Origin of the sequence: Bacillus cereus group sp. BfR-BA-01383, from assembly GCF_022663495.1 — a bacterium.
Taxonomy (GTDB): domain Bacteria; phylum Bacillota; class Bacilli; order Bacillales; family Bacillaceae_G; genus Bacillus_A; species Bacillus_A cereus_AU.
This window is the reverse complement of sequence record NZ_JAKUFP010000010.1, coordinates 66,186-90,961: the sequence shown is the minus strand read 5'-3', so window position 1 is coordinate 90,961 and position 24,776 is coordinate 66,186. Positions and strand designations below refer to the sequence as shown.

Genomic DNA, 24,776 nt, shown 5'->3' with positions numbered 1-24,776 from the left:
AATAAGTTCATGACTTTAATTCTTGTTATAAAAAACAAAGCTGTTATCATTCCACCTTCCAACCACAAAAATACCGAGTAGGATATACTCGGTATTTTTTGCTATCGTTCTTTCGGAAGAACAATTCCTTTATATAATTGAACTGTTATGAAATAGTAAATCGAATAAATAACTACAAAAATCATAATTGGTAACCAAATACGGAAGTATGGATCGATTAATATAAATCCAAATATATTCATACCTAGTAGAACATGTACAATTCCTACTATAGCTGGGAATAAGAATACAAAGAATAGCTCTTTATAGATAGACTTTGTTAATAATTCATGACGGACACCAATTTTACGTAGCATTTCATAGCGTACAATGTCTTTTGAAGCACCGGAAAGTATCTTAAACATTAAAAAACTTGCCATCATCGCAAGGAAAGCAATACCTAAGAAGAATCCCATAAATACTGTTCCGCTAGCACTAGCGTATATCCCATTATATATTTGGTATTTACTGAAGATGTCCTCAACTTTGACATTTTTATACTTAACTAGCTGTAATTCGTCAATTTTTTTCCACTTGTCTAAATATGATAAAAAATCACCCGTTTTTCCAATTAACACTATGTTTTCTTTTTCTTGTATTTTATCGTACATTTTTTGATCTACTATTTTTTGTATTTTGTCATTATAACCTAAATAACTTGGATGAAGGCGATTTAAGGCTTGATTCCACTCATCTGGAATGATACTTGTCTTCTCCTTATTTTCTATATCGTATCCTGAAATTGCTCCTACAGGAAGATTTTCAGAAACACGTTTTTCTTTATATTTACCCTTTTTTTCTGTTCCAACCTGAACAAGTGGACGGTTTTTCTCTAAATCTTCTTTTAAATTATATATATATTTCTCATCTACTTTATAGCGATATTCATTCTTTTCTTTAAATGTAATACCATCTAAAATGTTCTTTTCTTCTGTTGTTGGATTATGAATGACTGCATCGTATATCTCAAGATTATCAGTTGATTTCATTACATTATTTTTGAACGCCATTCCACCTGAAATTGCTCCGGCACCAAGTGCTACTAACATTGCTACTGTAGCAAGTACCCTTGTTAAACTATTAATACGGAAGTTTAATTGGGCAAACGTAAAGGCATTAAGGCCTTTTTCACTATAATTCTTATTGCTTTTTAACTTTTTAATAATAAGTGGAAGAACAGAAGCAAATAACATATATGTTCCTGCTGTAGTTGTTAACATTGCAATCATAGGACCCTGCTCTTTTAATTTATTCATATAAATCATGGAAGCATAGCCAATTACTAATAAAAGAATAGCCAAAAATGAAATTACCCAAGTCCGCTTTCCATTGCTTATTGTACGTTCTGCTGAAGCGTCTGCATGTACAAGTTGCAGAACAGAAATTCGTGATAATTTCATACTATTCATAATGGCAGATAGTATAAATATCACCAAGAAAAACATACAAGTAACTAACATCGATGGTATATAAAACGCTTGATAACCATCTGCGGTGAACTCCAATTGCTTCATAAGGAGTTTACCTACTCCTTGCGATAACCCTATTCCTACTGTAAGTCCAATTACTAAGGATACTGCTCCAATTACGATTGTTTCCAGAAACATAAGCGTTGTGACCTTATGCTTTTTTGCTCCTAACATCATATACATCCCAAATTCTTTTTGGCGTAGAGACATCAAAAAAGAATTTGCATATAGAACATAGAAAAATGTAATGATTGCTAATAGCACTGAGCCAGCTTGGAAAACAGGGCCAATTGACCGAATAGTAGTATTCGCTTCAACAAATGCTTCATTTAAAGCCAGTGTTTGAAACATGTAAAAAATTGAAATTGACATAACAAGACCAATAAGTAAAACGATATAATCTTTCATTTTACTCTTTAGTCCTGACATAGAAAGCTTAAATAACATGCTAAACCTCCTTTCTTATCCTTTTTGTGTACCTAAGTCTGCAAGTACATCTAAAATTTCTTTATAAAACGATTCGCGCGTACCACTACGCTGAATTTCCTTATATAGCTCACCGTCTTGAATGAATAAAATACGCTGACAGTAACTTGCGCTATATGGATCGTGCGTGACCATCATAATGGATACACCTTGTTTTTCATTTAAGTTTTTCATTGCATCTAATAAACTTTTTGCGTTTTTAGAATCAAGCGCTCCTGTTGGCTCATCTCCTAAAATAATTGCTGGTTCATGCACAAGTGCACGAGCCGCTGCTGAACGTTGTTTTTGTCCACCAGATACCTCAGATGGATATTTTCGAAGAATTTCTGAGATCCCTAACATTCCCGCTACCTTTTCTACCTTTGGTCTAATCCTTTTAGAAGAAACACCTTGCAATGATAGTGGTAACGCAATATTCTCATAAATTGATAGATTTTCAAGCAAGTTAAAATCTTGAAAGATAAAACCTAATTTTTGAGAACGGAAATCTGAAAGTTCCCCTTGTTTCATTTTTGTGATATCGATACCAGCAATTTCAACAATACCTCCAGTTGCCGCATCTAATGTTGAAATTACATTTAATAATGTTGTTTTTCCCGAACCAGATGGTCCCATGATTCCAACAAATTCACCCTCTTGAATCGAGAACGATACATCTCGTAAAGCATGCGCCTGATTTTCACCTTTTTTACCGTACACTTTTTGAACATTTTTTACGTTTACAACTGTGTTGCTCATCGTATTCTCCTACCTTTTCTTTTCATTTGAAACAGCTATTATTTTATTTTTTTAGTTTTTCTTTTACTTTTTCAGGAACTTTTTCTTCCTGTACTTTCTCAAATTCGTAAACATATTTTCCTTTTACATGTACTTTTAAATAAGAATTTACATACTCATCCTTACCAGCCATCCCTACTTTGATGGTATTCGCATTTCCTAGTTCATCAACTCCGTCTAACGCATAATAATACCTTTTACCATCATGTTCAGGATCAGGTTTCGCTTCACCTTCTGTATAAACGTATACATCCTTTTCTTTCACTAGTGGATTAAATCTATCTATTGTATCTCCCCCTACATAAGTTAATAATCCACCTCCTACAACAATTAATCCTGAAACTGCAATCAATGCTTTTTTCATTTCTTTTCCACCTTTCTTTTCTTATGTGATTTATTTTGATATCATCTATTCTTTTAGAATGGATATGCTCTCTAACACATTTTTTAGTATAAAGAGCGTTTCTTAACAAAAAGTGAGGTAGCTTCTTAAGTTTTTCTTAACAAAAAATTTCACATTGCAAAAAAAGAACCCTTTTTATAAGAGTTCTTTTTTACAATACAAGTACATATTTAATTTGTTTTGGCCATCTTAAAAAATAACAGAAATACGATACTATTCTGCAGCAATAGGTAGCGAAATAATAAATTGTACCAGTCCATCTTCATATTCAGCTCGAATATCTCCACCTTGCATATCAACAATGCTTTTAGCAATCGCCAGTCCAAGACCAGATCCCTCCGAGACTCTACTTCTTGACTGATCCTTTTTATAAAAGCGTTCAAATAAGTGTTCTAGCTCTTTTTTTGTAAATTCTTCACTTGGATTTTTTACAGAAATTTGAATGGTTTCTTTTTCTCGCTGCAGAGAAACTTTAATTTCTCCTTCATCTTTACTATATTTAATTGCATTCATTAGTAAGTTATCAAATACACGAACAATTTTCTCCGAATCAACTACAGCATATATTCGTTCCTCTGGAAACTCTTTCGTAATTGAAAGACCATGTTCTTCAGCTTGTGGTACCAACTCTTCAATTAATTGATCTAGCATTTCATTGATACATATCTCTTGTTTTTCTAGCACAATATTCTCATTCGTTAATTTTGTATACTCAAATAAATCTTCTATTAAATTTTTGAGTTGTTCAGATTTTGAAAAAGCAATTTTTATATACTCATCATATTGTTCCCTGTTTTCATACTTTGCATCTTGTAATAAACGCAAATATCCCATGATAGAAGTAAGCGGTGTGCGTAAATCATGCGAGACATTTGTAATCAATTCATTTTTTTGTCGTTCAATTTCCCTCTCTTTTTCTATATTCACCATAAGTTCTTCAGCCATTTGATTAATATTTTTCGTTAACAAAGCCATCTCGTCTTGTCCCTTCTCTTCAATTCGATATGCTAAGTTTCCTTTTGCAATTTCATTTACGCCTTGTACCATCACTTCAATCTCTTTCATTTTTTTCTTTGTAATATAAAAGAAAGAAAAAATAAATACAATAATCCCCATAAGTGATGGGAAAACTCCCTCTTTTATATCATAAGTAATAGATCCTTTAGGAATCGCACTTACAAACATATATAAATTTTTACCCTCAACCGTAATTGGATAAAAGGTGATGAACTCTTTACGTATTTCATCTGTACTTGAAGCATCCTTATTAAATTCAACTTGATTTACTGCAAAATTCATTACATTACTAATTGTATTATGCAAATTAATTTCTACTTCTTGTGCCTGTTTCGTTTTATATAAAACCTTTCCAGTTTCATCTGTAACCAATACTTTTAAATCATTTGTTTCCTCTGCAGCCTCACTATTAATTATTTCTTGCAGGCTGTTTATTTTATTTTCACTTATTGCTTTTTCTGCAATCTGCTTTGCTTGAATGTTAATATTCTCCATACCAGTACTATAGTCAACGTAAGCTGTTGAATTTGCTCCTTCAGCAAGTGGAGCTACGGCCCTTGATACAACGAAGCCGAATAATGCACAGAGAAAAAAGGTTGTAATGAGTTGTATTCTAATGCTTTTAAAAATATAACATTGTAATTTTTTAAACATCCTTTTAATTTTATTATTCAAAGGATGAAATAATTTAAATATCTTTTTCAATTTTATATCCTACTCCCCAAACAGTTTTAACGTAACGAGGCTTTCTCGGATTTTCTTCAATTTTTTCACGTATTTTCCGAATATGTACCATCACGGTATTATCAGATTGAAAAGACTCCTCTTTCCACACTCTTTCATAAATTTGTTCTGCACTCATTACCATCCCTTGATTGCGAGCAAGTAATTCTAAAATTGCAAACTCCCTCGGTGTTAGTTTTACTTCTTCATCGGCAACAGTTACTTTATGTGTCGCTACATTTATTTTCATATCTCCAATTTCAACTTCGTTTTCATTTTGTACGCTTATTCCACTGTTCATTTTCATGTACCTTCTAAGTTGTGACTTAATTCGAGCAATGAGTTCTAACGGATTAAAAGGCTTTGTAACATAGTCATCTGCACCCGTTGTTAGCCCTAAAATCTTATCCATATCTTGCGTTTTTGCAGATAACATAATAATAGGCATTTCTGCTATTTCTCTTACCTTCATACACATGTGGATACCATCAATTTTGGGCATCATAATATCAAGTACAATTAAGTGCACCTCGTTTTTCTTTAGTAGTTCTAATCCTTCTTCTCCATCTTCAGCTTGCAAGACCCTATAGCCCTCATTTTTTAAATAGATAGCGATGAGTTCTCGAATTTCCTTCTCATCATCCACTATCATAATTGTTTCTTTACTCATAAAATCTCCTCCGATGTAATTTCCAAAACTTATGATTCTCTCTATTTACTTACCACAGCGCTTCGTTTCTGTATATATAAGTACGAAATAAAAGCAATGATAAAGACAATGCCACCAAAATATATACCATATTCTGTCGTAATTGCTACAATTGTTTCTATATGCTTTCCAAATAAGGAACCCAGTAGAAAATAAGCAAGTGTCCAAACAAAACCGGTTGTATATGAATACAGAGCATAAATTCTAAATGACATGTTATTCATTCCTACTAAGTAAGGAATGATGTGTCTAACGACAGGTATAAAGTAACTTGTTACTAGTGCATAATGTCCGTATTTACCAATCATCTTTTTTGATTGTAACAAGTACTTTGCCTTTTTCTTTTTTATTAATTTATCAAGTACCTTGGTACCAAATACTTTGCCCAATATATAACCTAAAGAAAGTCCAGAGACAACTCCTAAATAGGTTAACAAAAAGGCTGGAATTACACTTAATATACCCACTGATGATACAAAACCACCGCTCATAACAATCATTTCATCTGGAATTGGCATACCGACAATTCCGAGCCATAAACAGAAGAATAAAGCGGTGTAACCATACTGCTCAATATAAGATAATAATTCATGTAATTCCATTATGCATATGTCCCCCTCACCGATTTTTTACAGCTAAAGACATAAGCTGGTGGGAAGTTAAACCAAACTTTTTTAAATTGGATATCTGGAAAAAAGTCTTCAATAAATCCTTTTTTGATAAGTGAATATTGAAAGGTTATAAACTTTCCATTCTCACGTAACGACTCCATCACGTTACTTAAAATACTTGATGATTCTCCTTTTGGCAAGGAAGTGAAAGGTAATCCTGATAATACATAATCCACACCGTTTATTTGTAACTCTTCCACATACCTTTGAATATTTTCAGCTGATCCATGTATGACTACGACACTTGCATCATCTTGATATTGCTTCTGTAACTTTTTGAAAAAAACTTCATTAATTTCAATTAGAATAAATGTAGTTTTTTTCTTTTTCCTCTTCATAATCTCTTTCGTAAAAGATCCTGTTCCTGGCCCTAATTCTACAATACATTTTGCCACTTCAAAATCGATTGCATCTACCATTGCTTTTGCTAATATATTAGAGCTTGGTGCAATTGCCCCTGTGTTTTTTGGGTGTTTTATAAATTCACTTAAAAATGTAATAAATTGCATCTCTATCTCCTCGTTCATTTGATATGGTGTGAAGTAGATTTCAGTATAAATTTTATTTCTTAACAAATATCGAGGAGGATTCTTAAGTTTTTCTTAAAAGAATATAAAACTCCACTTTATAAGAACAAACTTGTATCATTTGAAGATAACATTGTCAGAAAACATTTATTAGCCATAAGTCCGCCTTTGGTGCAAAAATATTAGTACCTCACCTTAGGGTTACAAAATAAAAAGGTGAAATTCTTTATCCGAATTTCACCTTTTTGTTTTAGATGTATGTTTTGTTTTTAACGTAGCATCAATTTAAAGGTTTCTTCTATTAATTAAGAAGCTTTAGATGTTGTTTTCCACGACAAATAAGTCCATTTTCGGAGTAAGTTCTCCAACGGTCCATATTTATATTTCTTTAAATATAATGAACTAATAAAACATTGGATAGAATAGATTATTAACGCAACAAAAATCAAACTGATTGAATCTAAATTTTTGAATAGCCCAATATGATATCCGCATACAAAAATAACAGTTTGCATAATATAATTTGTTAATGAAGTTTTTCCGACATTTTCAAACCATTTAAAAATTTTCATTTTAGAGAAATGGATAAATATCAAAGAAAAAGCTGCAATATAACCTATTGCTAAAAGTAATGATCCAATATTTAATACGAATAATGACCACTTATTTTCAAAAATCATAATACTAATATATTTCATACTCAAAGCGATTGGAATTAAAATAAGTCCTCTTTTATACCATACATATTCTTGTTCTAAAGACACAAATACATTCTTTTTTGCAGCAGCCATGCCAAATAAGAATAGTGGCATTGTTTGTGAATTAGTAAGTATTGATAGTGAAAATAAAAATATTCCGATAATTATTAAAGTTCTTGGTTTCTTTTCAATTATAAACAACAGTAAAAAGCCAATGATACCATACGTGAGAAGAACATCTCCTTGCCATAGAGTAGCATGAAGAGTACCTAATAATATAAGCATTGCAAATCTTCTGGTTAGATGCCATCTTACGTGCTTGTTCCTTCTTTTTAAAGATTCCACTAGTTTTATAAGGGAATATCCAAATAGAAATGTAAAGATCGGCATAAAACTGCCTTCCGTTAGAATCTTAATAATTTTTTTTACTTGATCATTAGGTGTATCTAAGAGACCATAACTGTAAATTACAACATTGGCTAATAAAATCCCCAATAAACTAAAACCTCTTAAAGCATCTATTATTCTAATTCTTTCTTTTTGCACAATGAATAATCCTCATTTCGTTTTTTTTTCATAATAAAATAATCTTCTTATTATTTTTTGTTGTTTTTCTTAAGAAATCCTTAATTTTATAGTATCTGTATACTGAAGTGAAAAATTGTTTAAATTTAGAACCATAAATTTGCCGCAAACAAAAAGAACCATAATCTTGCCAAAATGGCAAAGTTATGGTTCAAATCACAAAAAATAAAAAAACCACCAAATATGTATTGGTGGAGACGGTGGGAGTCGAACCCACGTCCAAAAATATCGGCACTTAAGCTTCTACGAGTGTAGTCGATATATTAGCATTTCGCGAACTCTTCGGCCTATCGACAGGCTTCCAAGTTGCTAGTCTGATTGTTCTCTTCCTTCGCCCTCAGACGGCGAACTCCGGCGTAGTCCACTTAGTTTGAGTCCCTTACCCTACCACATGGACGATGGAGGGAGGAACCTTTAGTGCAATTAAGCAGCTAAAGAAAGATTGTTTTGTTTGCCAATTATAGGCTTTGACGTTTTAACGAGGCCGATCCCCTCGACTCGCAACCTAAGCTCGAACTATCCCTGTCGAATCCGTAACGTCCCCATGATAGAAATGGAGCATACGAAGAAATATCGTGATAGCTACTAAGAGCTGTTTTTCAATGTGCAACAACCTTACATAAGTTATTATATCATACGCGCGCCGTTTTACAAATGTAAATATTTGTATTACATCTTTTGACGATCACGGAACGCGCGTGCAATTTCACGGTTTGCTTCTTTCTCTTTTAAATCGTGACGCTTGTCATATTGTTTCTTACCTTTAGCTAAACCGAGTGCCATTTTTGCAAATCCATTTTTTAAATAGATTCTAAGTGGAACTAATGAATATCCTGTTTCTTTTGCAGCTCCCGCCAGCTTATCAATTTCTTTTTTATGAAGAAGTAATTTTCTCGTACGAAGTGGATCATGATTGAAACGATTCCCCTGTTCATACGTACTAATATGCATATTATGAACCCATACTTCACCATTATGTACACGTGCAAACGCATCTTTCAAGTTCACGCGTCCAGCGCGAATCGACTTAATTTCCGTTCCTTGAAGGACCAGCCCTGCTTCGTATGTTTCTTCGATGAAATAATCATGAAATGCTTTTTTATTTTGTGCAATAACCTTACCTGAACCTTTTGGCATATAACGTCCCTCCTCTATTTTTACTATTGTAACAAATGTTAATAAAAAGCGAAAGTGGCTCGCTCAGAATCTTTGGACACCCTAGCTTCCGACAGAGAAGCGCTTTTTGCCTCGTCCGAGGGAGCGAGATGGCCAATAGATTCTAGCCACTGTAGCTGGATTCCAACAAAAAGAAAAACGGCCCCGCTTTTCATCAAAGCGAAGCCACTCTTTTCTTACTTACGCTTTTTCTTTTTCTTCTTGAATCCTGGTACATTTTCGAAGAATCCTTTTTTCTTCTTGCCATTACCATCTTTTTTCCCTGGCTGACTTGCGGAGGCGGAAGCTGAGGCTGAGGCTGATCCTTTTCCTTTACCTTTGCTGCCACGATCAAACTTTCTTCCTGTGCCGCGTTCGCCACCGCGCTCATTACTACGCTCGCTACGTCCACCGCGTTTCTTTCTGCCTGTTCTTGGCTGTTCGATAACGACTGGACGATCTTTGAATTTACGACGAGGTGTACCTTTCATGCCAACGATTTCAAAGTCGATTGCGCGCTCGTCTTTGTTTACGTTAATAACGCGAATTGTAATTTCGTCACCGATGCGGAATACGTTACCTGTACGTTCTCCGATCATTGCGAAATGCTGCTCGTCATAACGGTAGTAATCATCTGTTAAGTAGCTAACGTGTACAAGACCTTCAATTGTATTTGGAAGCTCTACGAATAAACCGAAGTTTGTTACAGAGCTAATCATGCCGTCATACTCTTCACCGATCTTATCAAGCATATATTCTGCTTTTTTCAGTTCGTCTGTTTCACGCTCTGCTTCAACAGCACGGCGCTCCATATTAGAAGAGTGCTCTGCAATCTCAGGTAAGTTTTCACGCCATTTCGCTTGCGTTTCGTTGTCGACTTTACCATTAATGATATATTCACGAATTAATCTATGAACGATCGTATCTGGGTAACGACGAATTGGCGATGTGAAATGCGTGTAGAACTCAGTTGATAAACCGAAATGTCCTAGGCTATCCGAATCGTAACGTGCTTGCTTCATAGAACGAAGCATAACTGTTGAAATGACTACTTCTTCAGGCTGACCTTGAACCATTTCAAGAATTTGCTGCAACGCACGAGGATGTATTTCATTCGCACGTCCTTTTACTGCATATCCGAAGTTTGTTACAAACTCGAAGAAACGCTCAAGCTTATCTTCTTTCGGATCTTCATGGACACGGTACATGAATGGTACGTTCATCCAGTGGAAGTGCTCCGCTACTGTTTCGTTCGCAACAAGCATAAACTCTTCAATTAACTTCTCTGATACAGAACGATCACGCATGACAACATCAGTCGGTTTTCCTTCTTCATCTACTAATACTTTTGCTTCTTTAAAGTCAAAGTCAATTGCACCGCGGCGCATACGCTTTTCACGTAAAATCTGTGCCAATTGTCCCATCTCTTTAAACATCGGTACTAGCGGCTCATAGCGCTTAATTAACTCTTCATCCTCATCTTCTAAAATGCTTCTTACGTCAGCATACGTCATACGCTCTGTCGTTTTAATAACACTTTGGAAAATCTCGTGCTTTACAACATCACCTAAATTGTTGATTTCCATTTCACAAGATAGTGTCAGACGGTCTACTTTCGGATTTAATGAGCAAATACCGTTAGATAGACGATGCGGAATCATCGGAATTACACGGTCAACAAGATATACACTCGTCGCTCTTTCCGCTGCTTCAACATCAATCGGAGAACCTTCTTGAACGTAATGACTTACATCCGCAATATGAACACCCAGCTTGTAATTACCGTTCTCAAGCTTCGTCACTGTAACAGCGTCATCTAAATCTTTCGCGTCTGCGCCGTCAATTGTAACAATCATTTGGTCACGTAAATCACGGCGATCTTTTAAATCTTCTTCTGAAATCGTTTCTGGTACACTGTTTGCATGCTCCATCACTTCTTCAGGGAACGCTAAAGGTAAATGATGTTTATGAATAACAGATAAAATATCTACTCCCGGATCATTTTTATGACCAAGAATTTGAATAACTTCACCTTCCGCACTTAAACGGTTCTCTGGATAGCTCGTAATTTTCACAACTACTTTATGGCCTTCTACGGCGCCCATAGATGCACTTTTCAAGATGAAAATATCACTTGTCCAGCGTTTATTATCAGGGATAACAAACCCAAAGTTCTTCGACTCTGTATATGTACCAACTAGTTCCTTCGTTCCACGCTCTAAAATACGAACAATCGCGCCTTCTTGGCGTGATCCACTTGATTGTGAGCTAACACGCGCTAATACTGTATCACCATGAAGTGCGCCATTTAATTCTGTGGGCGGGATGAAAAGATCATCATCTCCGGTTTTCTTCTCTTCTGGAACAACGAACGCAAAACCACGTGCGTGCCCAATTAGTTTCCCGCGCACTAAGTTCATTTTTTCTGGAAGACCGTAGCGGTTACTACGTGTGCGAATAACAAGCCCCTTTTCCTCCATCATTACAAGTGCCTTTACGAAATCTTTAAAGCCCTCAGAGCCCTTGATTCCAAATGCAGCTTCTAATTCTTGTATCGTTAACGGTTTATACGCTTCTTCTCTCATAAATAATAACAACTTATCAATATGTTCTTGTATGATTTCTTCCAAGCAAAAATACCTCCTTTAAACCCTTATATTATTTAGTGTATCCGAAAGATGGGGGATGTATAAAGTGAAACTTCAATCATCTCCCAATGATTTTTTTACAGTTTTCATAAAATGAAATTTTAATCAGTGTTTTTTTATTCCCACCAATTATTAGCCCGCACCAATCCGGGCAAAAAATTCCCTTATGAAAAAAAGAGGCAACTAGACCTTACCAATCTAGTTGCTCCAAGAAGTTATATACATCCTCATGTAGCACATCACGTTCTTTATCAAGTGTAATGACATGCGTAGAGTCTTCATACCATTTAATGTCTTTTAACGTAGATTCTACACCGTTATAAATAATGTTAGCACTATCTGTATTGATCATCTCATCATGGCGTGCTTGTACAACGAATGTTGGAGCATAAATCATATCAACATTATTGCGTACGTCACGAATCAACTCTTGTAATGCTTTTAATGTATTCATCGGTGTCTGTTTAAATTCGAACATTTCCTGCTCAATTCGCTCTGGTGATTTTTGTTCACGCTTTTTATATTCGCGGGCATATGCCAATATACCTTGGTACATAATTTCTTCACTTTTAATGTACATTGGTGCACACATTGGTACAACACCTAAAATCGGTAATGTATAAGCAAGTTTTAATGAAAATACTCCACCTAATGATAATCCAACTGCAGCTATTTTCTCGTAACCTTGATCTTTTAAATGCTGGTAGGCATTCATTACATCTTTCCACCAGTCTTCAGGACCTGTATGAACAAGCTGCTCTGGTGGTACACCGTGTCCTTTATAAATTGGCGCATGACAAGTATAGCCTTTCTTCTCTAAAAAACGTCCAAGCATGCGTACGTCAGCTGAGTTCCCTGTGAATCCATGTAATAATAAAACAGCGCGGTCTCCACCTTCAAATGTAAATGGTTTTGGAGATGCTAATTTCATCATGTACTTCTCCTCTTTCTCTTCTGTAATCTAGTCGTATTCTTTCTATTCTTAGTGTACCATATTTATAATTCTATAATCTAATTAGAAACTTTTTTCGAATAACAAATTAAAAAAAGAAGAACCATTAGCATAATCCGCTAACGCTCCTTCTTTTAATTTTATAAATTTAAGTACGTAACAGCGATTGTTAGTGTAAAGAACAATACAGCTAAAACAACTGTAATACGGTTTAATACCGCTTCAATTCCACGTGCTTTTTGCTTACCAAATAATTGCTCTGCACCGCCTGAAATTGCACCTGAAAGGCCTGAGCTATTACTAGACTGCATAAGTACCATAACAATTATTAAAATCGATACAATAATAAGTAAAACGGATAATAACGTATGCACTTGGCGTACCTCCTACAAAGATTCAGTTATTTTAACTGTAGCACAAATCCTATAGAAAAGCGAGAGCTATAGGGGCGCTCTCGCTTTTCTTCTATTACATAAACATCATTGCAAATAATGGTCCGAGCACACATGTCAAAATTGCTGTTAATGTCATTGTTACCGATCCAATAACACCTTCATGCTCATTATTTTTCATCGCTCTCATAACGCCCATAATGTGAGAAGCGCATCCAAATCCAATCCCTTTACCAACCGAGTTTGTAACGCGGCTCCATTTTAACAAAATTGGTCCTGTAATCGTTCCAGTGATCCCTGCGATAACGACGAAAGCCGCTGTTAAGGACGGGACACCACCCACTTGTTCTGATACACTCATCGCAACTGGCATTGTCACTGACTTTGGTAAAGAAGATAAAATTAAGCTTTTATCGGTTCCCATAAGTGTTGCGATAGCCATATCACTTGCAATCGCAACTGTCGTTCCAACAATTACACCGCCAGCAATTGGTACAACGTATTTTTGCAGAACGTGGCGTTGTTTATAGAGCGGGATTGCGAATGCTACAACACCTGGTCCAAGTAATTCCGCAATCCAACCACCACCGCTTTCCATATAATTTTGATAAGGTATATCAAGTACTATAAATAAGAAAGCCATTAATCCTGTCGCTACAAGCATTGGAATAGTAAATGGTGTTGGAAATAATTTATAGATTTTTTTAGATAATTGATATAATAGCACCGTAAAAAGAACCCAACCAATTCCGATTAATATTTGGCTCATTGTGTCTCTTTTTCCTTTCTATTCGCAAGATATTGTCCTGTATGTCCTGCGGCAACAATAATTAAAAATGTACTCGCTATAATTGTAATGAATAGGGAAATTCCTTTACTCATCAAAAAAGCACCGTAATTCATTAGGCCGAGCGTTGGCGGAATTAATAAAAACGGCATAATAGCAACGAGCGTTTCTGCTCCTAAATCAAACCATTTCACTGGAAGTACTTTTAGGCTAAGTAAAACAAGTAAGAGAAACATCCCAATCAAACTTCCTGGAATCGGAAGATTCACCATCTCTTGCACCCAATTTCCAACCATATAAAGCACATAAAGAGCTGCAATTTGGACAAGAATCTTTGTAAATTTCATGTTCATCATCCCTCATATTTATACGATCTTCTATTAATATCTTTATCATAGTATAAATTGTAAAAAGCTGCAATTTATCAACTTGACAGCAAAAATGCATCACATTATGCGCTTACACCCTTGATATGACTGCGTTTCCGAATGAATTTTATGTCAAAAACATTGACCTATTATGTAAAGTTTATATTTTCTGAATTTTAAATGTTACTATTTTAATAAAATAAATCCCTTTACTCAGTTTATATTCTGCCTTCCCTCTAGCACACATACATATAAGAATAGGTGGTGAACATATGTCTAAAAAAGTTCTCATTTTTTGTGATCCTGGAATCGACGATACGATAGCCCTCCTACTCGCATTCTTTATCGATGAAATTGAAATCGTTGGGATTGTCGCTGATTACGGCAATGTTCCAAAAGAAATGGCCGTACAAAATGCTCATTTTCTTAAACAAAAATCAAGAAATGGAGATATGAAAATATTTGGTGGTTCAGAATGTCCTCTCAATGGAAGTCCGCCCGCTTTTTTTACCGATGTTCACGGTAAAGAAGGATTAGGACCAATCATCCCAAATGAAAAGTTACAACACGGAGAAATGGAGAATTTCTTTGAAGTTATTCCTCTTATTGAACAATATAAAGACGAACTAGTCATTGTTAGTTTAGGGCGCCTCACTTCCCTAGCTATTTTATTTATTTTATGTAAAAACTTAATGCAGCAAATCCAGTCTTATTACGTAATGGGCGGTTCCTTTTTACATCCAGGTAATGTCACTCCAATATCGGAAGCAAATTTTTATGGCGATCCAATCGCGGCTAACATTGTATTACAATCCGCATCTAACATGTACATATACCCGTTAAATGTAACGCAGTATTCCATCGTTACACCTGACATGGCTGAATACATTGAAGCAAAAGGCAAAGCCCCCCTCGTCAAACCCCGTTTCGATCACTATTACTACGGATATTATAAAGGTACCTTGCCGCATTTAAAGGGAAGCCCATTTCATGACACAATACCAATACTCGCTTTATTTGATAACTCTATGTTCACTTATCACCAGTCACCGATTGTTGTCATGACAGAATCTTATGCACAGGGAGCAAGTATAGGAGAATTTCGCTCTTTAGTGCAGCCAAAGCCATTTATTGATTTGCCGAGTCATCAAATCGCAATTGATTTTGATTATAACCGTTTCTTTAAACATTTTATGTCGCTTATGACAGGTGAAAGATTTTAGCAAAAAAAACAGACCGTGATTTCTCACGGTCTGTCGTTATTTTCTACAATTATCGTTTGATGTTGTAGAAAGATTTTAAACCATCGTAAACAGCGATTTCGCCTAGTTCGTCTTCGATGCGTAATAATTGGTTGTACTTAGCAATACGGTCAGTACGGCTCATAGAACCAGTTTTGATTTGGCCAGCGTTAGTTGCAACTGCGATGTCAGCGATTGTAGCATCTTCAGTTTCACCAGAACGGTGAGATACAACTGCTGTGTAACCAGCACGTTTAGCCATTTCGATAGCTTCGAAAGTCTCAGTTAAAGTACCGATTTGGTTAACTTTAATTAAGATTGAGTTAGAGATACCTTTTTCGATACCTTCAGCAAGTTTTTGAGTGTTAGTTACGAATAAGTCGTCACCAACTAATTGTACTTTATCACCGATACGCTCAGTTAATAATTTGTGACCATCCCAGTCGTTTTCGTCTAAACCATCTTCGATAGAGATGATTGGGAAGTCTTTGCAAAGCTCTTCATAGAAATCAACCATTTCTGCAGAAGTTAAGCCAGTACGGCCTTCGCCTGCAAGGTCATATTTACCAGTTTCTTTGTTGTAGAACTCAGAAGAAGCAACGTCCATTCCTAAGAATACGTTCTCGCCAGCTTTGTAACCAGCTTTTTCGATAGCTTCGATGATTACTTCTAGAGCTTCACGGTTAGAACCAAGGTTTGGAGCGAATCCACCTTCATCACCTACTGCAGTGTTAAGACCTTTGTCATGTAATACAGCTTTAAGTGCATGGAATACTTCAGCACCCATACGGATTGATTCTTTGAATGTTGGAGCACCAACTGGTAAGATCATGAACTCTTGGAAGTCTACGTTGTTATCAGCGTGAGAACCACCGTTGATGATGTTCATCATTGGAGTTGGTAATTGTTTTGCGTTGAATCCACCAAGGTAACGGTATAATGGAAGACCTACGAAGTCAGCTGCTGCGTGAGCTACTGCCATAGATACACCAAGGATAGCGTTAGCGCCTAGTTTACCTTTGTTTGGAGTGCCATCTAATTCGATCATAGCACGGTCGATACCAGCTTGGTCAGTTACGTCGAAACCAACGATTTCTGGAGCGATTGCTTCGTTAACGTTGTTTACTGCGTTCATAACACCTTTACCAAGGTAACGAGATTTGTCACCGTCACGTAATTCTACTGCTTCGTGCTCACCAGTAGATGCACCACTTGGTACGATAGCGCGTCCGAAAGCGCCGCTTTCTGTGTAAACTTCTACTTCTACAGTTGGATTACCACGAGAGTCAAGGACTTCGCGAGCATAAACATCAATAATTGTTGACATAATAAATTCTCTCCTTTTTATATAAGCAAATTATTTAATAATTGTTTTACCTGTCATTTCTTTCGGTTGTTCCACATTTAAAAGTGTAAGCATTGTTGGAGCGATATCTCCCAAAATACCACCTTCACGAAGCTCTATATCATTTTTTGTAACGATGAAAGGAACCGGGTTAGTTGTATGAGCTGTCATTGGTCCACCATCAGCAGTTAACTCCTGATCAGCATTACCATGGTCAGCAGTAATAAGTGCTACACCATCTTTTGCAAGAATCGCTTCTACAACTTTTCCTAAACATTCGTCAGTTGCTTCTACTGCTTTAATTGTTGGTTCCATCATCCCAGAATGGCCAACCATATCACAGTTCGCAAAGTTAAGAATGATAACATCATGTTTATCATTTTCGATTTCATTTACTAAAGCGTCCGTTACTTCGTAAATGCTCATTTCAGGTTTCAAATCATACGTTGCAACCTTCGGTGAGTTAATTAAAATGCGCTCTTCTCCTGGGAATTCAGCCTCACGACCACCGCTAAAGAAGAATGTAACGTGCGGATACTTTTCAGTTTCCGCGATGCGAAGTTGCTTTAATCCCGCTTGCGCAACAACTTCACCTAAAGTGTTATCAAGGTTCATTGGCTTGAATGCCACATAACCATCTACAGTTTCACTGAAATGTGTCATACAAACGAATTCAGGAATGTGAGGTACTTTTTCACCACGATCGAACTCACGGAAGTCTTCGTTTGTAAATACACGAGCAATTTGAATTGCACGGTCTGGGCGGAAGTTATAGAAGATAACTGCATCATCATTATTGATTGTTGCAACTGGCGTGTCATCTTCGTTAACAATTACAGACGGCAATACGAATTCATCGTAGATACCATTTGCATAAGAGTCTTCTACACACTCTTCTGCTGATTTATAAGTAGGGCCTTCACCATTCACCATAGCACGGTAACATTTTTCTACGCGATCCCAACGCTTGTCACGGTCCATGGAGTAATAACGACCAGAGATAGTCGCGAATTGTCCTACTCCTGTTTCTTTAATTACTTCATTTGTTGCATCGATATAACCTTTTGCTGTTTGTGGTCCAACATCGCGGCCATCTAAGAATGCATGGATATAAACTTTCTCCACGCCTGCTTTTGCTGCTAAGCGAAGAAGAGCAAACATATGGTTCATGTGACTGTGCACACCACCGTCAGAAAGTAAACCGAATAAATGAAGAGCAGTACCTTTTTCTTTTACGCTTTTAATTGCATTTTGGAACGTTTCGTTCTTGTCGAACTCACCTTCACGAATTGCAACGTTTACGCGTGTTAAGCTTTGATATACTACGCGGCCAGCACCGATGTTTAAGTGACCAACCTCAGAGTTACCCATTTGACCTTCTGGAAGACCTACTGCCTCACCACAAGCTGTAAGCGTTGTGTGAGGGAATTTGTTCCAGTAACCATCAAAATTAGGTTTCTTAGCTTGTGCTACAGCATTCCCGTAAGTTTCTTCGCGTAGTCCGAAACCATCAAGAATGATTAAAGCTGTCGGCTTTCTCATTTTACCGCCCCCAGAAGACCTAAGAACGAAGCAGGCTCTAAGCTAGCACCGCCAACTAAAGCGCCGTCGATGTCAGATTGTGCCATATACTCTTTAATGTTTTCTGGTTTTACGCTACCGCCGTATTGAATACGAACAGCTTCTGCAGCTTCTGGAGAAACAGCTTCTGCAACAACTTTACGGATATGCGCACATACTTCGTTTGCATCTGCAGAAGAAGAAGATTTACCTGTACCGATAGCCCAGATTGGCTCATAAGCGATAACAGTTGCTTTAACTTGCTCTTCTGTTAAACCTGCAAGTGCTTTTGTCACTTGACCTGCTACTAGATCAAATGTTTTTCCGCTTTCGCGCTCTTCTAAAGTCTCACCACAACATACGATTGGTGTTAAACCATGTTCAAATGCTGCAAGAGTCTTTTTGTTTACTGACTCATCTGTTTCAGCAAACATTTCACGACGCTCAGAGTGGCCAAGTACTACGTAGCCTACTTTTAAGTCGCTAAGTGCTACTGGGCTAATTTCGCCAGTGAATGCACCATTTTTTTCGAAGTGCATGTTTTGTGCACCTACTTGTAAGTCAGTTCCTTCAGTTGCTGCTACAAGACGCTCTAAGAATAGAGCTGGAGAGCAAACTACTGCATCAACAGCTGAAGCTGCTGGGATTTGACCTTTAACTTCCTCTACGAAGCTAACTGCTTCAGATAGAGTTTTATTCATTTTCCAGTTACCTGCGATAATTGGTTTACGCATGCTTTGCACCGTCCTTTTTCTTTGGCTGCTACTTATTTGTCGTTAAGACAAACTACACCTGGAAGTTCTTTACCTTCCATGAATTCTAATGACGCACCGCCGCCAGTAGAAATGTGGCTCATTTTATCAGCCATACCGAATTTTTCAACAGCTGCTGCAGAGTCACCACCGCCGATAACAGAGTATGTATCTTCTGCATCTGCTAATGCTTGTCCTACTGCTTTTGTACCTTCTGCGAATGGAGTCATTTCGAATACACCCATTGGTCCATTCCATACAACAAGCTTAGAGTTTTTAATTACATCTGCATAAATTTCACGTGTTTTAGGACCGATGTCCACGCCTTCCCATGTAGAAGGAATAGAGTCGATACCAACGATTTGAGTCGTTGCAGTTTCAGAGAATTCCTCAGTGATTACAACATCAACTGGCATATAGAAGTTTACGCCTTTTTCTTTTGCAAGTTGCATAAATTCTTTAGCTAGTTCAATCTTGTCGTCTTCACATAGAGATTGACCAATTTCATGACCTAAAGCTTTAACGAATGTGTAAGCAAGTCCGCCACCGATGATTAAGTTATCTACTTTGTCCAATAGATGACGAATTACACCGATTTTATCTTTTACTTTCGCACCACCGATGATAGCTGTGAATGGACGTTCTGGGTTAGAAAGTGCTTTACCTAATACATCTAACTCTTTTTCCATTAGTAAACCAGATACTGCTGGTAGGTAGTCTGCGATTCCTGCTGTAGAAGCGTGAGCACGGTGAGCTGTACCGAATGCATCGTTTACGAAGATGTCAGCAAGAGCTGCAAATTCTTTCGCAAGTTCTGCATCGTTCTTTTCTTCGCCCGCATAGAAACGTACGTTTTCAAGAACTAATACGTCGCCTTCGTTCATTGCTGCAACCATTTCTTGTGCAACTGGTCCGAATGCTTCGTCCGCTTTCTTAACATCTTTACCAAGAAGCTCGCCTAAACGTGCTGCTACTGGAGTAAGACGTAATTCTTCTACTGCTTGACCTTTTGGACGACCTAAGTGGCTTGCTAAAATAACTTTCGCACCTTGCTCTACTAAATATTGAATTGTAGGAAGAGCTGCACGGATACGAGTTTCATCTGTAATTTTGCCTTCTTTCATAGGTACGTTGAAATCAACGCGGCAAAATACACGCTTACCTTTTAAATCTACATCACGAATTGATTTTTTGTTCATTGGATTTCCCTCCGACTACTAGTTAGGATTGACAAAACCCATTCAAAAGCTTAACACATTTGCTTCTAAAATTAAAGAAGAGAGAGAGGGAACAAACCCTCTCCCTCGTTTTGTCATTGATTACTTATATTATTAAGAATTAAAGACCTTTAGAAGTCATGTATGCTGCTAAGTCTACTACGCGGTTAGAGTAACCAGTTTCGTTATCGTACCAAGAAAGTACTTTAACCATGTTACCTTCCATTACCATTGTAGATAATGCATCGATTGTAGAAGAAGCTGTGCATCCGTTATAGTCGATAGATACTAATGGCTCTTCACTGTATCCAAGGATACCTTTTAATTCGCCTTCAGCTGCTGCTTTGAATGCTGCGTTTACATCTTCAACTGTTACTTCTTTGTCAAGTTCAACAACTAAGTCAACAAGAGAAACGTTAGCAGTTGGAACACGTACAGCGCCACCGTTTAATTTTCCTTTAAGTTCTGGTAATACTAATGCTACAGCTTTAGCAGCACCAGTAGATGTTGGAATCATGTTTTCAGCTGCTGCACGAGCACGACGTAAATCTTTGTGTGGTAAGTCTAAGATTTGTTGGTCGTTAGTGTAAGAGTGAATTGTTGTCATCATTCCGCGTTTTACGCCGAATTTTTCGTTTAATACTTTAGCGAATGGAGCTAGACAGTTTGTAGTACAAGAAGCGTTAGATACTACGTTGTGGTTAGCTGCATCGTATTGTTCGTGGTTAACACCCATAACTACAGTGATATCTTCGTCAGAAGCTGGAGCTGAGATGATAACTTTCTTAACTGATCCACCTAAATGTTTTTCAGCGTCTGATTTTTTAGTGAAACGGCCAGTAGATTCTACTACTACTTCTACTCCGTAGTCGCTCCATGGTAATTGAGCTGGGTCACGCTCAGCGATAACTTTAATTTCTTTACCGTTAACAACGATGCTGTTTTCGTTAGCAGATACTTCTGCATTTAAAGTTCCGTGAACTGTGTCATATTTTAAAAGGTGAGCTAATGTTTTAGCATCTGTTAAGTCGTTGATTGCTACTACTTCTACCTCAGAGTTGTTAAGAGCTGCGCGGAATACGTTACGTCCGATACGTCCAAATCCATTAATACCAATTTTAGTCATTTGAATTTCCTCCTTGGGGGATTATATTAAAGGGTAATACCCTTTGTTAATTGTTTTGCTGCACCTTCATCTGTAATTAGAATTGAAGTGTGCCCTTGCTTAATTACAGCCTGTATTGCCTTTGCCTTTGAAGAACCTCCAGCGACTGCAACAACGTGAGATACATTTTGTAAATCTTCTAGTTGCATACCAACTGTTCTTACTTTATGAACAACATTGCCTTGTTCATTAAAGTAGTAACCGAAAGCTTCGCCAACTGCTTCGCCTGCCTGAATCTTTAACCAATCTGCTTCTGAAGTATTTCTGCGACGTGCCATTGTTAACGCATCACCTATTCCATGAATGACGATATTGGAAGATCGAATCAACTCAAGAACTTCTTTCACGGAAGGCTCTGTCACAATAGACGCATATGCTTCGCTACTAACATGGTCCGGAACATACAATAAGCGATAATTACTCATCGTATTTTGCGCCATCTTGGCACAAATGGTATTGGCTTCTAATTCAACACCTTCTCCAATTCCACCACGAGCTGGGACAAATAGCATATGTAAATCTTTGCAATCAAGCTGCATCATGTCCGCAACAGCAGCTAGCGTAGTTCCTCCAGCCACAGCAACGATATTATTCGCTGTCAAACGGTCTTTTATACAAGTCACACAAGCACGGCCCATCTCCAGTTTGACCCAAGGTGATTCATCACTATCACCAGGGACAACGAAAACTTCATCCAAGTCTAATGTTTCCTTAAGTTGTTTCTCTAAAACCTTTAACCCGGAAATTTCTTTCATAAAGTCTTCCAAAGCAAGAACTAAAGTTGTTCCTTCTTCTGTCAAAGTCATTCCAGAAGAAGCGACGTGAACTAAGTTTTGTTCTTTCAAAACTTGAACTTCACTTCGCAATACTCGTTCTGTCATACCGAGACTTGCTGATAAGTTTCTTCTTCCAATCGGCTGCATAAGCCTAATGTACTGAAGTACTTGCATTCTCGTTTGCATAACAGGTAGCAGATCAGGTAATAATTTTTTTGTGTTCTGAATCCATGAGCGCATATCTTTTCTCCTCACTACATTGGTTCAATTTTCTTTGTGGTCATTTTATGTCCCGTAGTGACATTTTGTGTCCCACATAGGTTAAAAAAATAATCCCTGCTACGTGTATTATTGTAACAGGAGATAGAAACTTATTCAACTCTTAACTGCATTGTTTATATAGTTTATTATGAAACCTTTGTGAATGTTCCCATATTCCACCTGTTTTCCGCCTATTTCTACAACCGGAATCATTAAGTGATATTTTTCTAAAAGGTCATTATCTTCATATATATCTATTTCCTCAATTTGAAAAGAATATTCACATTGTACTTCTTTTAAAACTTGTTTCGCCTTTTCACAAAGACCACAATCTTTTTTTGTATATAGTACAACTTTCATCTTTTTCACCTATCCAATTGTTTTTCTTAGAGACGAAGCTGGAATATGCATTTGTTCTCTATATTTCGCAACTGTTCTTCGAGAAATAACGATTTCATGCTCTTCTTCTAATAATTTTGAAATCTTTTGATCCGAAAGTGGCTTTTTCTTATTCTCCGCTTCCACAAGTGTTTGAATAAATTGTTTCACCCGCTTCGTCGAAATAGCTTCATCCTCCGTCGTCGAAACAGCTGTACTAAAGAATGCTTTCATTTCAAATAAACCGTGCGGCGTTTGCACATATTTATTACGCGTTGCACGACTAATTGTAGACTCATGCACACTTAGCTCTTCTGCTACCTCTTTTAAAGCAAGTGGTTTTAAATATTCTGGACCTTTCCAGAAGAAATCACGTTGTTTTTCCATTATAATGCCCATTACTTGTAAGAGTGTTTGTTTTCTTTGTTTCAAACTGCGCATAATCCATTGTACATGCTGATACTTCTCGGATACGTAAGAAGCAACTTCACTTTCACTATTATTTAGAAGCGCACTATACTCAGAGTGAATTTCAATTCTCGGCATATTTCTCTCATTCATCTGTAAAACGAGATGATCCCCATCTTTTTTCACAGCCATATCAGGCACGATATAAAGTGGTTTATCGGAAGAAAATGCAAGACCTGGTTTTGGTTGTAATGACGTTATACAATTTACCGCACCCTGTAATTCCTCATTACTACACTTCAACACTTGAACGAGCTTTCGCCAATCTTTCTTCACGAAATAAGCAAATTGCTCCTCTATAACTTCCTCAGCTAAACCATTCCGTCTTTGTAAGCGCTTCAATTGCAAAGTTAGACATTCCTGAATATCACGTGCCCCTACCCCTGCTGGCTCGAGTGATTGGACAAGCTCCACAGAACGGTCTACTACATCCATTGGTGCGGAAAGAAGCTCTGCTAACTCTTCATTCGTTTCTTGTAAATAGCCATTTCCATCCATGTTCATAATAATGAAAGAAGCCGCTTTTCGCTCTTCCTCATCTATTTTATAATACTGTATTTGATTTAATAAATGTTGCTGAATCGTTGTAGAATCCACACTGTAGATTTCCATTTGATTCTCGACTTGTTTGCTGGTACTTTTACTTGTGTTAGAGCTCTTTTTCTTCTCCCTCTCAAAACCACCTAACTCAATAAGGGGATTCTCTAACGATTGCTCATACAAAAACTCCGATAACTCTTGTACATTATACTGGAGCATTGTAATCGCTTGCCTTAACTCTTGTGTCATTGCCAAACGTAAGCTTTGTTCTTGTAAAAGACTTGCCTTCAAACTAATCTCCCCCTTGTTTCTATTGTACAATAAGTTTGGTAAAAGGAGAATGCTATCACAGACACCCATTCCAAAATATTATTAATTTATATGTATTAATCAGATTTACATCTTACAACCGAAAAACGAATAATATTGAAAGAAAATAATAACGAACAAAAATTATTACCACATACTAATAGTAAATCTTATTACTAGATATAACAAGACATAATAAAAAAAGGTCTGAACTTACATTTGTAAGTTCAGACCTTTTTACGCGCCCAGAGGGATTCGAACCCCCGGCAGACGTGGTACCGGAAACCACCGCTCTATCCGACTGAGCTATGGGCGCATGATTATAAAAACACTTCATTTTCTTCTCATAATAATAGCA

Annotated in this window: 23 protein-coding genes, 1 tRNA gene and 1 other RNA gene; 1 reads left to right on the top strand and 24 read right to left on the bottom strand. The window is 36.9% G+C overall.

The genetic code is table 11. The features are described from left to right. Positions 1-101: 101 nt before the first annotated feature. The 15 genes from MR065_RS12385 to MR065_RS12315 all read right to left on the bottom strand — a co-directional run bounded on the left by MR065_RS12385 (position 102) and on the right by MR065_RS12315 (position 14,394). Positions 102-1,955: an FtsX-like permease family protein gene (locus tag MR065_RS12385; protein ID WP_242213849.1), complete on the bottom strand. Its 1,854-nt coding sequence runs from the start codon at positions 1,953-1,955 to the stop codon at positions 102-104. A gap of 15 nt (positions 1,956-1,970) precedes the next feature. After that, positions 1,971-2,732, bottom strand: coding sequence for an ABC transporter ATP-binding protein (locus tag MR065_RS12380; RefSeq protein ID WP_242213848.1), 762 nt, complete (start codon positions 2,730-2,732; stop codon positions 1,971-1,973). 43 nt (positions 2,733-2,775) lie between these two features. Continuing rightward, positions 2,776-3,135: a YxeA family protein gene (locus MR065_RS12375; protein ID WP_242213847.1), complete on the bottom strand. Its 360-nt coding sequence runs from the start codon at positions 3,133-3,135 to the stop codon at positions 2,776-2,778. Between the two features lie 252 nt (positions 3,136-3,387). Then, entirely contained in the window at positions 3,388-4,896 is a 1,509-nt protein-coding gene (locus MR065_RS12370; RefSeq protein WP_242213846.1) for a sensor histidine kinase, read from the bottom strand. Next, on the bottom strand, positions 4,880-5,584 hold the full coding sequence (locus MR065_RS12365; RefSeq protein WP_242213845.1) for a response regulator transcription factor: 705 nt from the start codon (positions 5,582-5,584) through the stop codon (positions 4,880-4,882). The genes MR065_RS12370 and MR065_RS12365 overlap by 17 nt, the downstream gene beginning before the upstream one ends. 41 nt (positions 5,585-5,625) lie before the next feature. Further along, positions 5,626-6,225: a DedA family protein gene (locus tag MR065_RS12360; protein WP_242213844.1), complete on the bottom strand. Its 600-nt coding sequence runs from the start codon at positions 6,223-6,225 to the stop codon at positions 5,626-5,628. Continuing rightward, positions 6,225-6,803, bottom strand: coding sequence for a class I SAM-dependent methyltransferase (locus tag MR065_RS12355; protein ID WP_242213843.1), 579 nt, complete (start codon positions 6,801-6,803; stop codon positions 6,225-6,227). Before MR065_RS12355 ends, MR065_RS12360 begins: the two co-directional genes overlap by 1 nt. 323 nt (positions 6,804-7,126) lie before the next feature. Then, a complete protein-coding gene (locus MR065_RS12350; protein ID WP_242213842.1) occupies positions 7,127-8,065 on the bottom strand; it encodes a DUF418 domain-containing protein in 939 nt (312 codons plus the stop codon). 228 nt (positions 8,066-8,293) lie between these two features. After that, positions 8,294-8,648: a transfer-messenger RNA gene (gene ssrA / locus MR065_RS12345) on the bottom strand. Positions 8,649-8,773: 125 nt separating this feature from the next. Beyond that, on the bottom strand, positions 8,774-9,241 hold the full coding sequence (gene smpB, locus MR065_RS12340) for an SsrA-binding protein (protein ID WP_097904176.1): 468 nt from the start codon (positions 9,239-9,241) through the stop codon (positions 8,774-8,776). A gap of 215 nt (positions 9,242-9,456) precedes the next feature. Next, entirely contained in the window at positions 9,457-11,889 is a 2,433-nt protein-coding gene (rnr, locus tag MR065_RS12335; RefSeq protein ID WP_242213841.1) for a ribonuclease R, read from the bottom strand. 208 nt (positions 11,890-12,097) lie between these two features. After that, a complete protein-coding gene (locus MR065_RS12330; RefSeq protein ID WP_170933777.1) occupies positions 12,098-12,838 on the bottom strand; it encodes an alpha/beta hydrolase in 741 nt (246 codons plus the stop codon). Between the two features lie 161 nt (positions 12,839-12,999). Continuing rightward, a complete protein-coding gene (gene secG / locus MR065_RS12325) occupies positions 13,000-13,233 on the bottom strand; it encodes a preprotein translocase subunit SecG (protein WP_088232038.1) in 234 nt (77 codons plus the stop codon). A 94-nt stretch (positions 13,234-13,327) separates the two neighbouring features. Then, a complete protein-coding gene (locus tag MR065_RS12320) occupies positions 13,328-14,020 on the bottom strand; it encodes an LrgB family protein (RefSeq protein WP_097904174.1) in 693 nt (230 codons plus the stop codon). Continuing rightward, positions 14,017-14,394 (bottom strand): CidA/LrgA family holin-like protein, encoded by a 378-nt coding sequence (locus MR065_RS12315; protein ID WP_242213840.1) that lies wholly within the window; start codon positions 14,392-14,394, stop codon positions 14,017-14,019. The genes MR065_RS12320 and MR065_RS12315 overlap by 4 nt, the downstream gene beginning before the upstream one ends. Positions 14,395-14,678: 284 nt before the next feature. Between MR065_RS12315 and MR065_RS12310 the strand changes: the two genes are divergently transcribed. Next, positions 14,679-15,629, top strand: a complete 951-nt coding sequence (locus MR065_RS12310) for a nucleoside hydrolase (RefSeq protein ID WP_242213839.1) — start codon at positions 14,679-14,681, stop codon at positions 15,627-15,629. 49 nt (positions 15,630-15,678) lie between these two features. Here the strand turns inward: MR065_RS12310 and eno are convergent, their stop codons facing one another. The 9 genes from eno to MR065_RS12265 all read right to left on the bottom strand — a co-directional run bounded on the left by eno (position 15,679) and on the right by MR065_RS12265 (position 24,734). Further along, complete coding sequence (gene eno, locus MR065_RS12305) at positions 15,679-16,974, bottom strand: phosphopyruvate hydratase (RefSeq protein WP_002124088.1); 1,296 nt, start codon at positions 16,972-16,974, stop codon at positions 15,679-15,681. Positions 16,975-17,004: 30 nt separating this feature from the next. After that, on the bottom strand, positions 17,005-18,534 hold the full coding sequence (gpmI, locus tag MR065_RS12300) for a 2,3-bisphosphoglycerate-independent phosphoglycerate mutase (protein WP_242213838.1): 1,530 nt from the start codon (positions 18,532-18,534) through the stop codon (positions 17,005-17,007). After that, complete coding sequence (tpiA, locus tag MR065_RS12295) at positions 18,531-19,286, bottom strand: triose-phosphate isomerase (RefSeq protein WP_001231042.1); 756 nt, start codon at positions 19,284-19,286, stop codon at positions 18,531-18,533. Before tpiA ends, gpmI begins: the two co-directional genes overlap by 4 nt. A gap of 32 nt (positions 19,287-19,318) precedes the next feature. Then, complete coding sequence (locus MR065_RS12290; RefSeq protein WP_242213837.1) at positions 19,319-20,503, bottom strand: phosphoglycerate kinase; 1,185 nt, start codon at positions 20,501-20,503, stop codon at positions 19,319-19,321. A gap of 139 nt (positions 20,504-20,642) precedes the next feature. Continuing rightward, entirely contained in the window at positions 20,643-21,647 is a 1,005-nt protein-coding gene (gene gap / locus MR065_RS12285) for a type I glyceraldehyde-3-phosphate dehydrogenase (RefSeq protein WP_000161234.1), read from the bottom strand. 26 nt (positions 21,648-21,673) lie between these two features. Continuing rightward, positions 21,674-22,702, bottom strand: coding sequence for a gapA transcriptional regulator CggR (gene cggR / locus MR065_RS12280; protein ID WP_098268285.1), 1,029 nt, complete (start codon positions 22,700-22,702; stop codon positions 21,674-21,676). Between the two features lie 135 nt (positions 22,703-22,837). Then, on the bottom strand, positions 22,838-23,083 hold the full coding sequence (locus tag MR065_RS12275) for a glutaredoxin family protein (RefSeq protein WP_242213836.1): 246 nt from the start codon (positions 23,081-23,083) through the stop codon (positions 22,838-22,840). A gap of 9 nt (positions 23,084-23,092) precedes the next feature. Then, on the bottom strand, positions 23,093-24,400 hold the full coding sequence (gene rpoN, locus MR065_RS12270) for an RNA polymerase factor sigma-54 (protein WP_242213835.1): 1,308 nt from the start codon (positions 24,398-24,400) through the stop codon (positions 23,093-23,095). 258 nt (positions 24,401-24,658) lie between these two features. Beyond that, positions 24,659-24,734 (bottom strand) — tRNA-Arg (locus tag MR065_RS12265). Positions 24,735-24,776: the final 42 nt, after the last annotated feature.

Bases quoted from the DNA above. Each gene is read 5' to 3' on its own strand.
- MR065_RS12385 (WP_242213849.1), bottom strand. From the start codon at position 1,955: ATGTTATTTAAGCTTTCTATGTCAGGACTAAAGAGTAAAATGAAAGAT.
- MR065_RS12380 (WP_242213848.1), bottom strand. From the start codon at position 2,732: ATGAGCAACACAGTTGTAAACGTAAAAAATGTTCAAAAAGTGTACGGT.
- MR065_RS12375 (WP_242213847.1), bottom strand. From the start codon at position 3,135: ATGAAAAAAGCATTGATTGCAGTTTCAGGATTAATTGTTGTAGGAGGT.
- MR065_RS12365 (WP_242213845.1), bottom strand. From the start codon at position 5,584: ATGAGTAAAGAAACAATTATGATAGTGGATGATGAGAAGGAAATTCGA.
- MR065_RS12360 (WP_242213844.1), bottom strand. From the start codon at position 6,225: ATGGAATTACATGAATTATTATCTTATATTGAGCAGTATGGTTACACC.
- MR065_RS12355 (WP_242213843.1), bottom strand. From the start codon at position 6,803: ATGCAATTTATTACATTTTTAAGTGAATTTATAAAACACCCAAAAAAC.
- smpB (WP_097904176.1), bottom strand. From the start codon at position 9,241: ATGCCAAAAGGTTCAGGTAAGGTTATTGCACAAAATAAAAAAGCATTT.
- MR065_RS12330 (WP_170933777.1), bottom strand. From the start codon at position 12,838: ATGAAATTAGCATCTCCAAAACCATTTACATTTGAAGGTGGAGACCGC.
- MR065_RS12320 (WP_097904174.1), bottom strand. From the start codon at position 14,020: ATGAGCCAAATATTAATCGGAATTGGTTGGGTTCTTTTTACGGTGCTA.
- MR065_RS12315 (WP_242213840.1), bottom strand. From the start codon at position 14,394: ATGATGAACATGAAATTTACAAAGATTCTTGTCCAAATTGCAGCTCTT.
- MR065_RS12310 (WP_242213839.1), top strand. From the start codon at position 14,679: ATGTCTAAAAAAGTTCTCATTTTTTGTGATCCTGGAATCGACGATACG.
- eno (WP_002124088.1), bottom strand. From the start codon at position 16,974: ATGTCAACAATTATTGATGTTTATGCTCGCGAAGTCCTTGACTCTCGT.
- gpmI (WP_242213838.1), bottom strand. From the start codon at position 18,534: ATGAGAAAGCCGACAGCTTTAATCATTCTTGATGGTTTCGGACTACGC.
- tpiA (WP_001231042.1), bottom strand. From the start codon at position 19,286: ATGCGTAAACCAATTATCGCAGGTAACTGGAAAATGAATAAAACTCTA.
- MR065_RS12290 (WP_242213837.1), bottom strand. From the start codon at position 20,503: ATGAACAAAAAATCAATTCGTGATGTAGATTTAAAAGGTAAGCGTGTA.
- gap (WP_000161234.1), bottom strand. From the start codon at position 21,647: ATGACTAAAATTGGTATTAATGGATTTGGACGTATCGGACGTAACGTA.
- cggR (WP_098268285.1), bottom strand. From the start codon at position 22,702: ATGCGCTCATGGATTCAGAACACAAAAAAATTATTACCTGATCTGCTA.
- MR065_RS12275 (WP_242213836.1), bottom strand. From the start codon at position 23,083: ATGAAAGTTGTACTATATACAAAAAAAGATTGTGGTCTTTGTGAAAAG.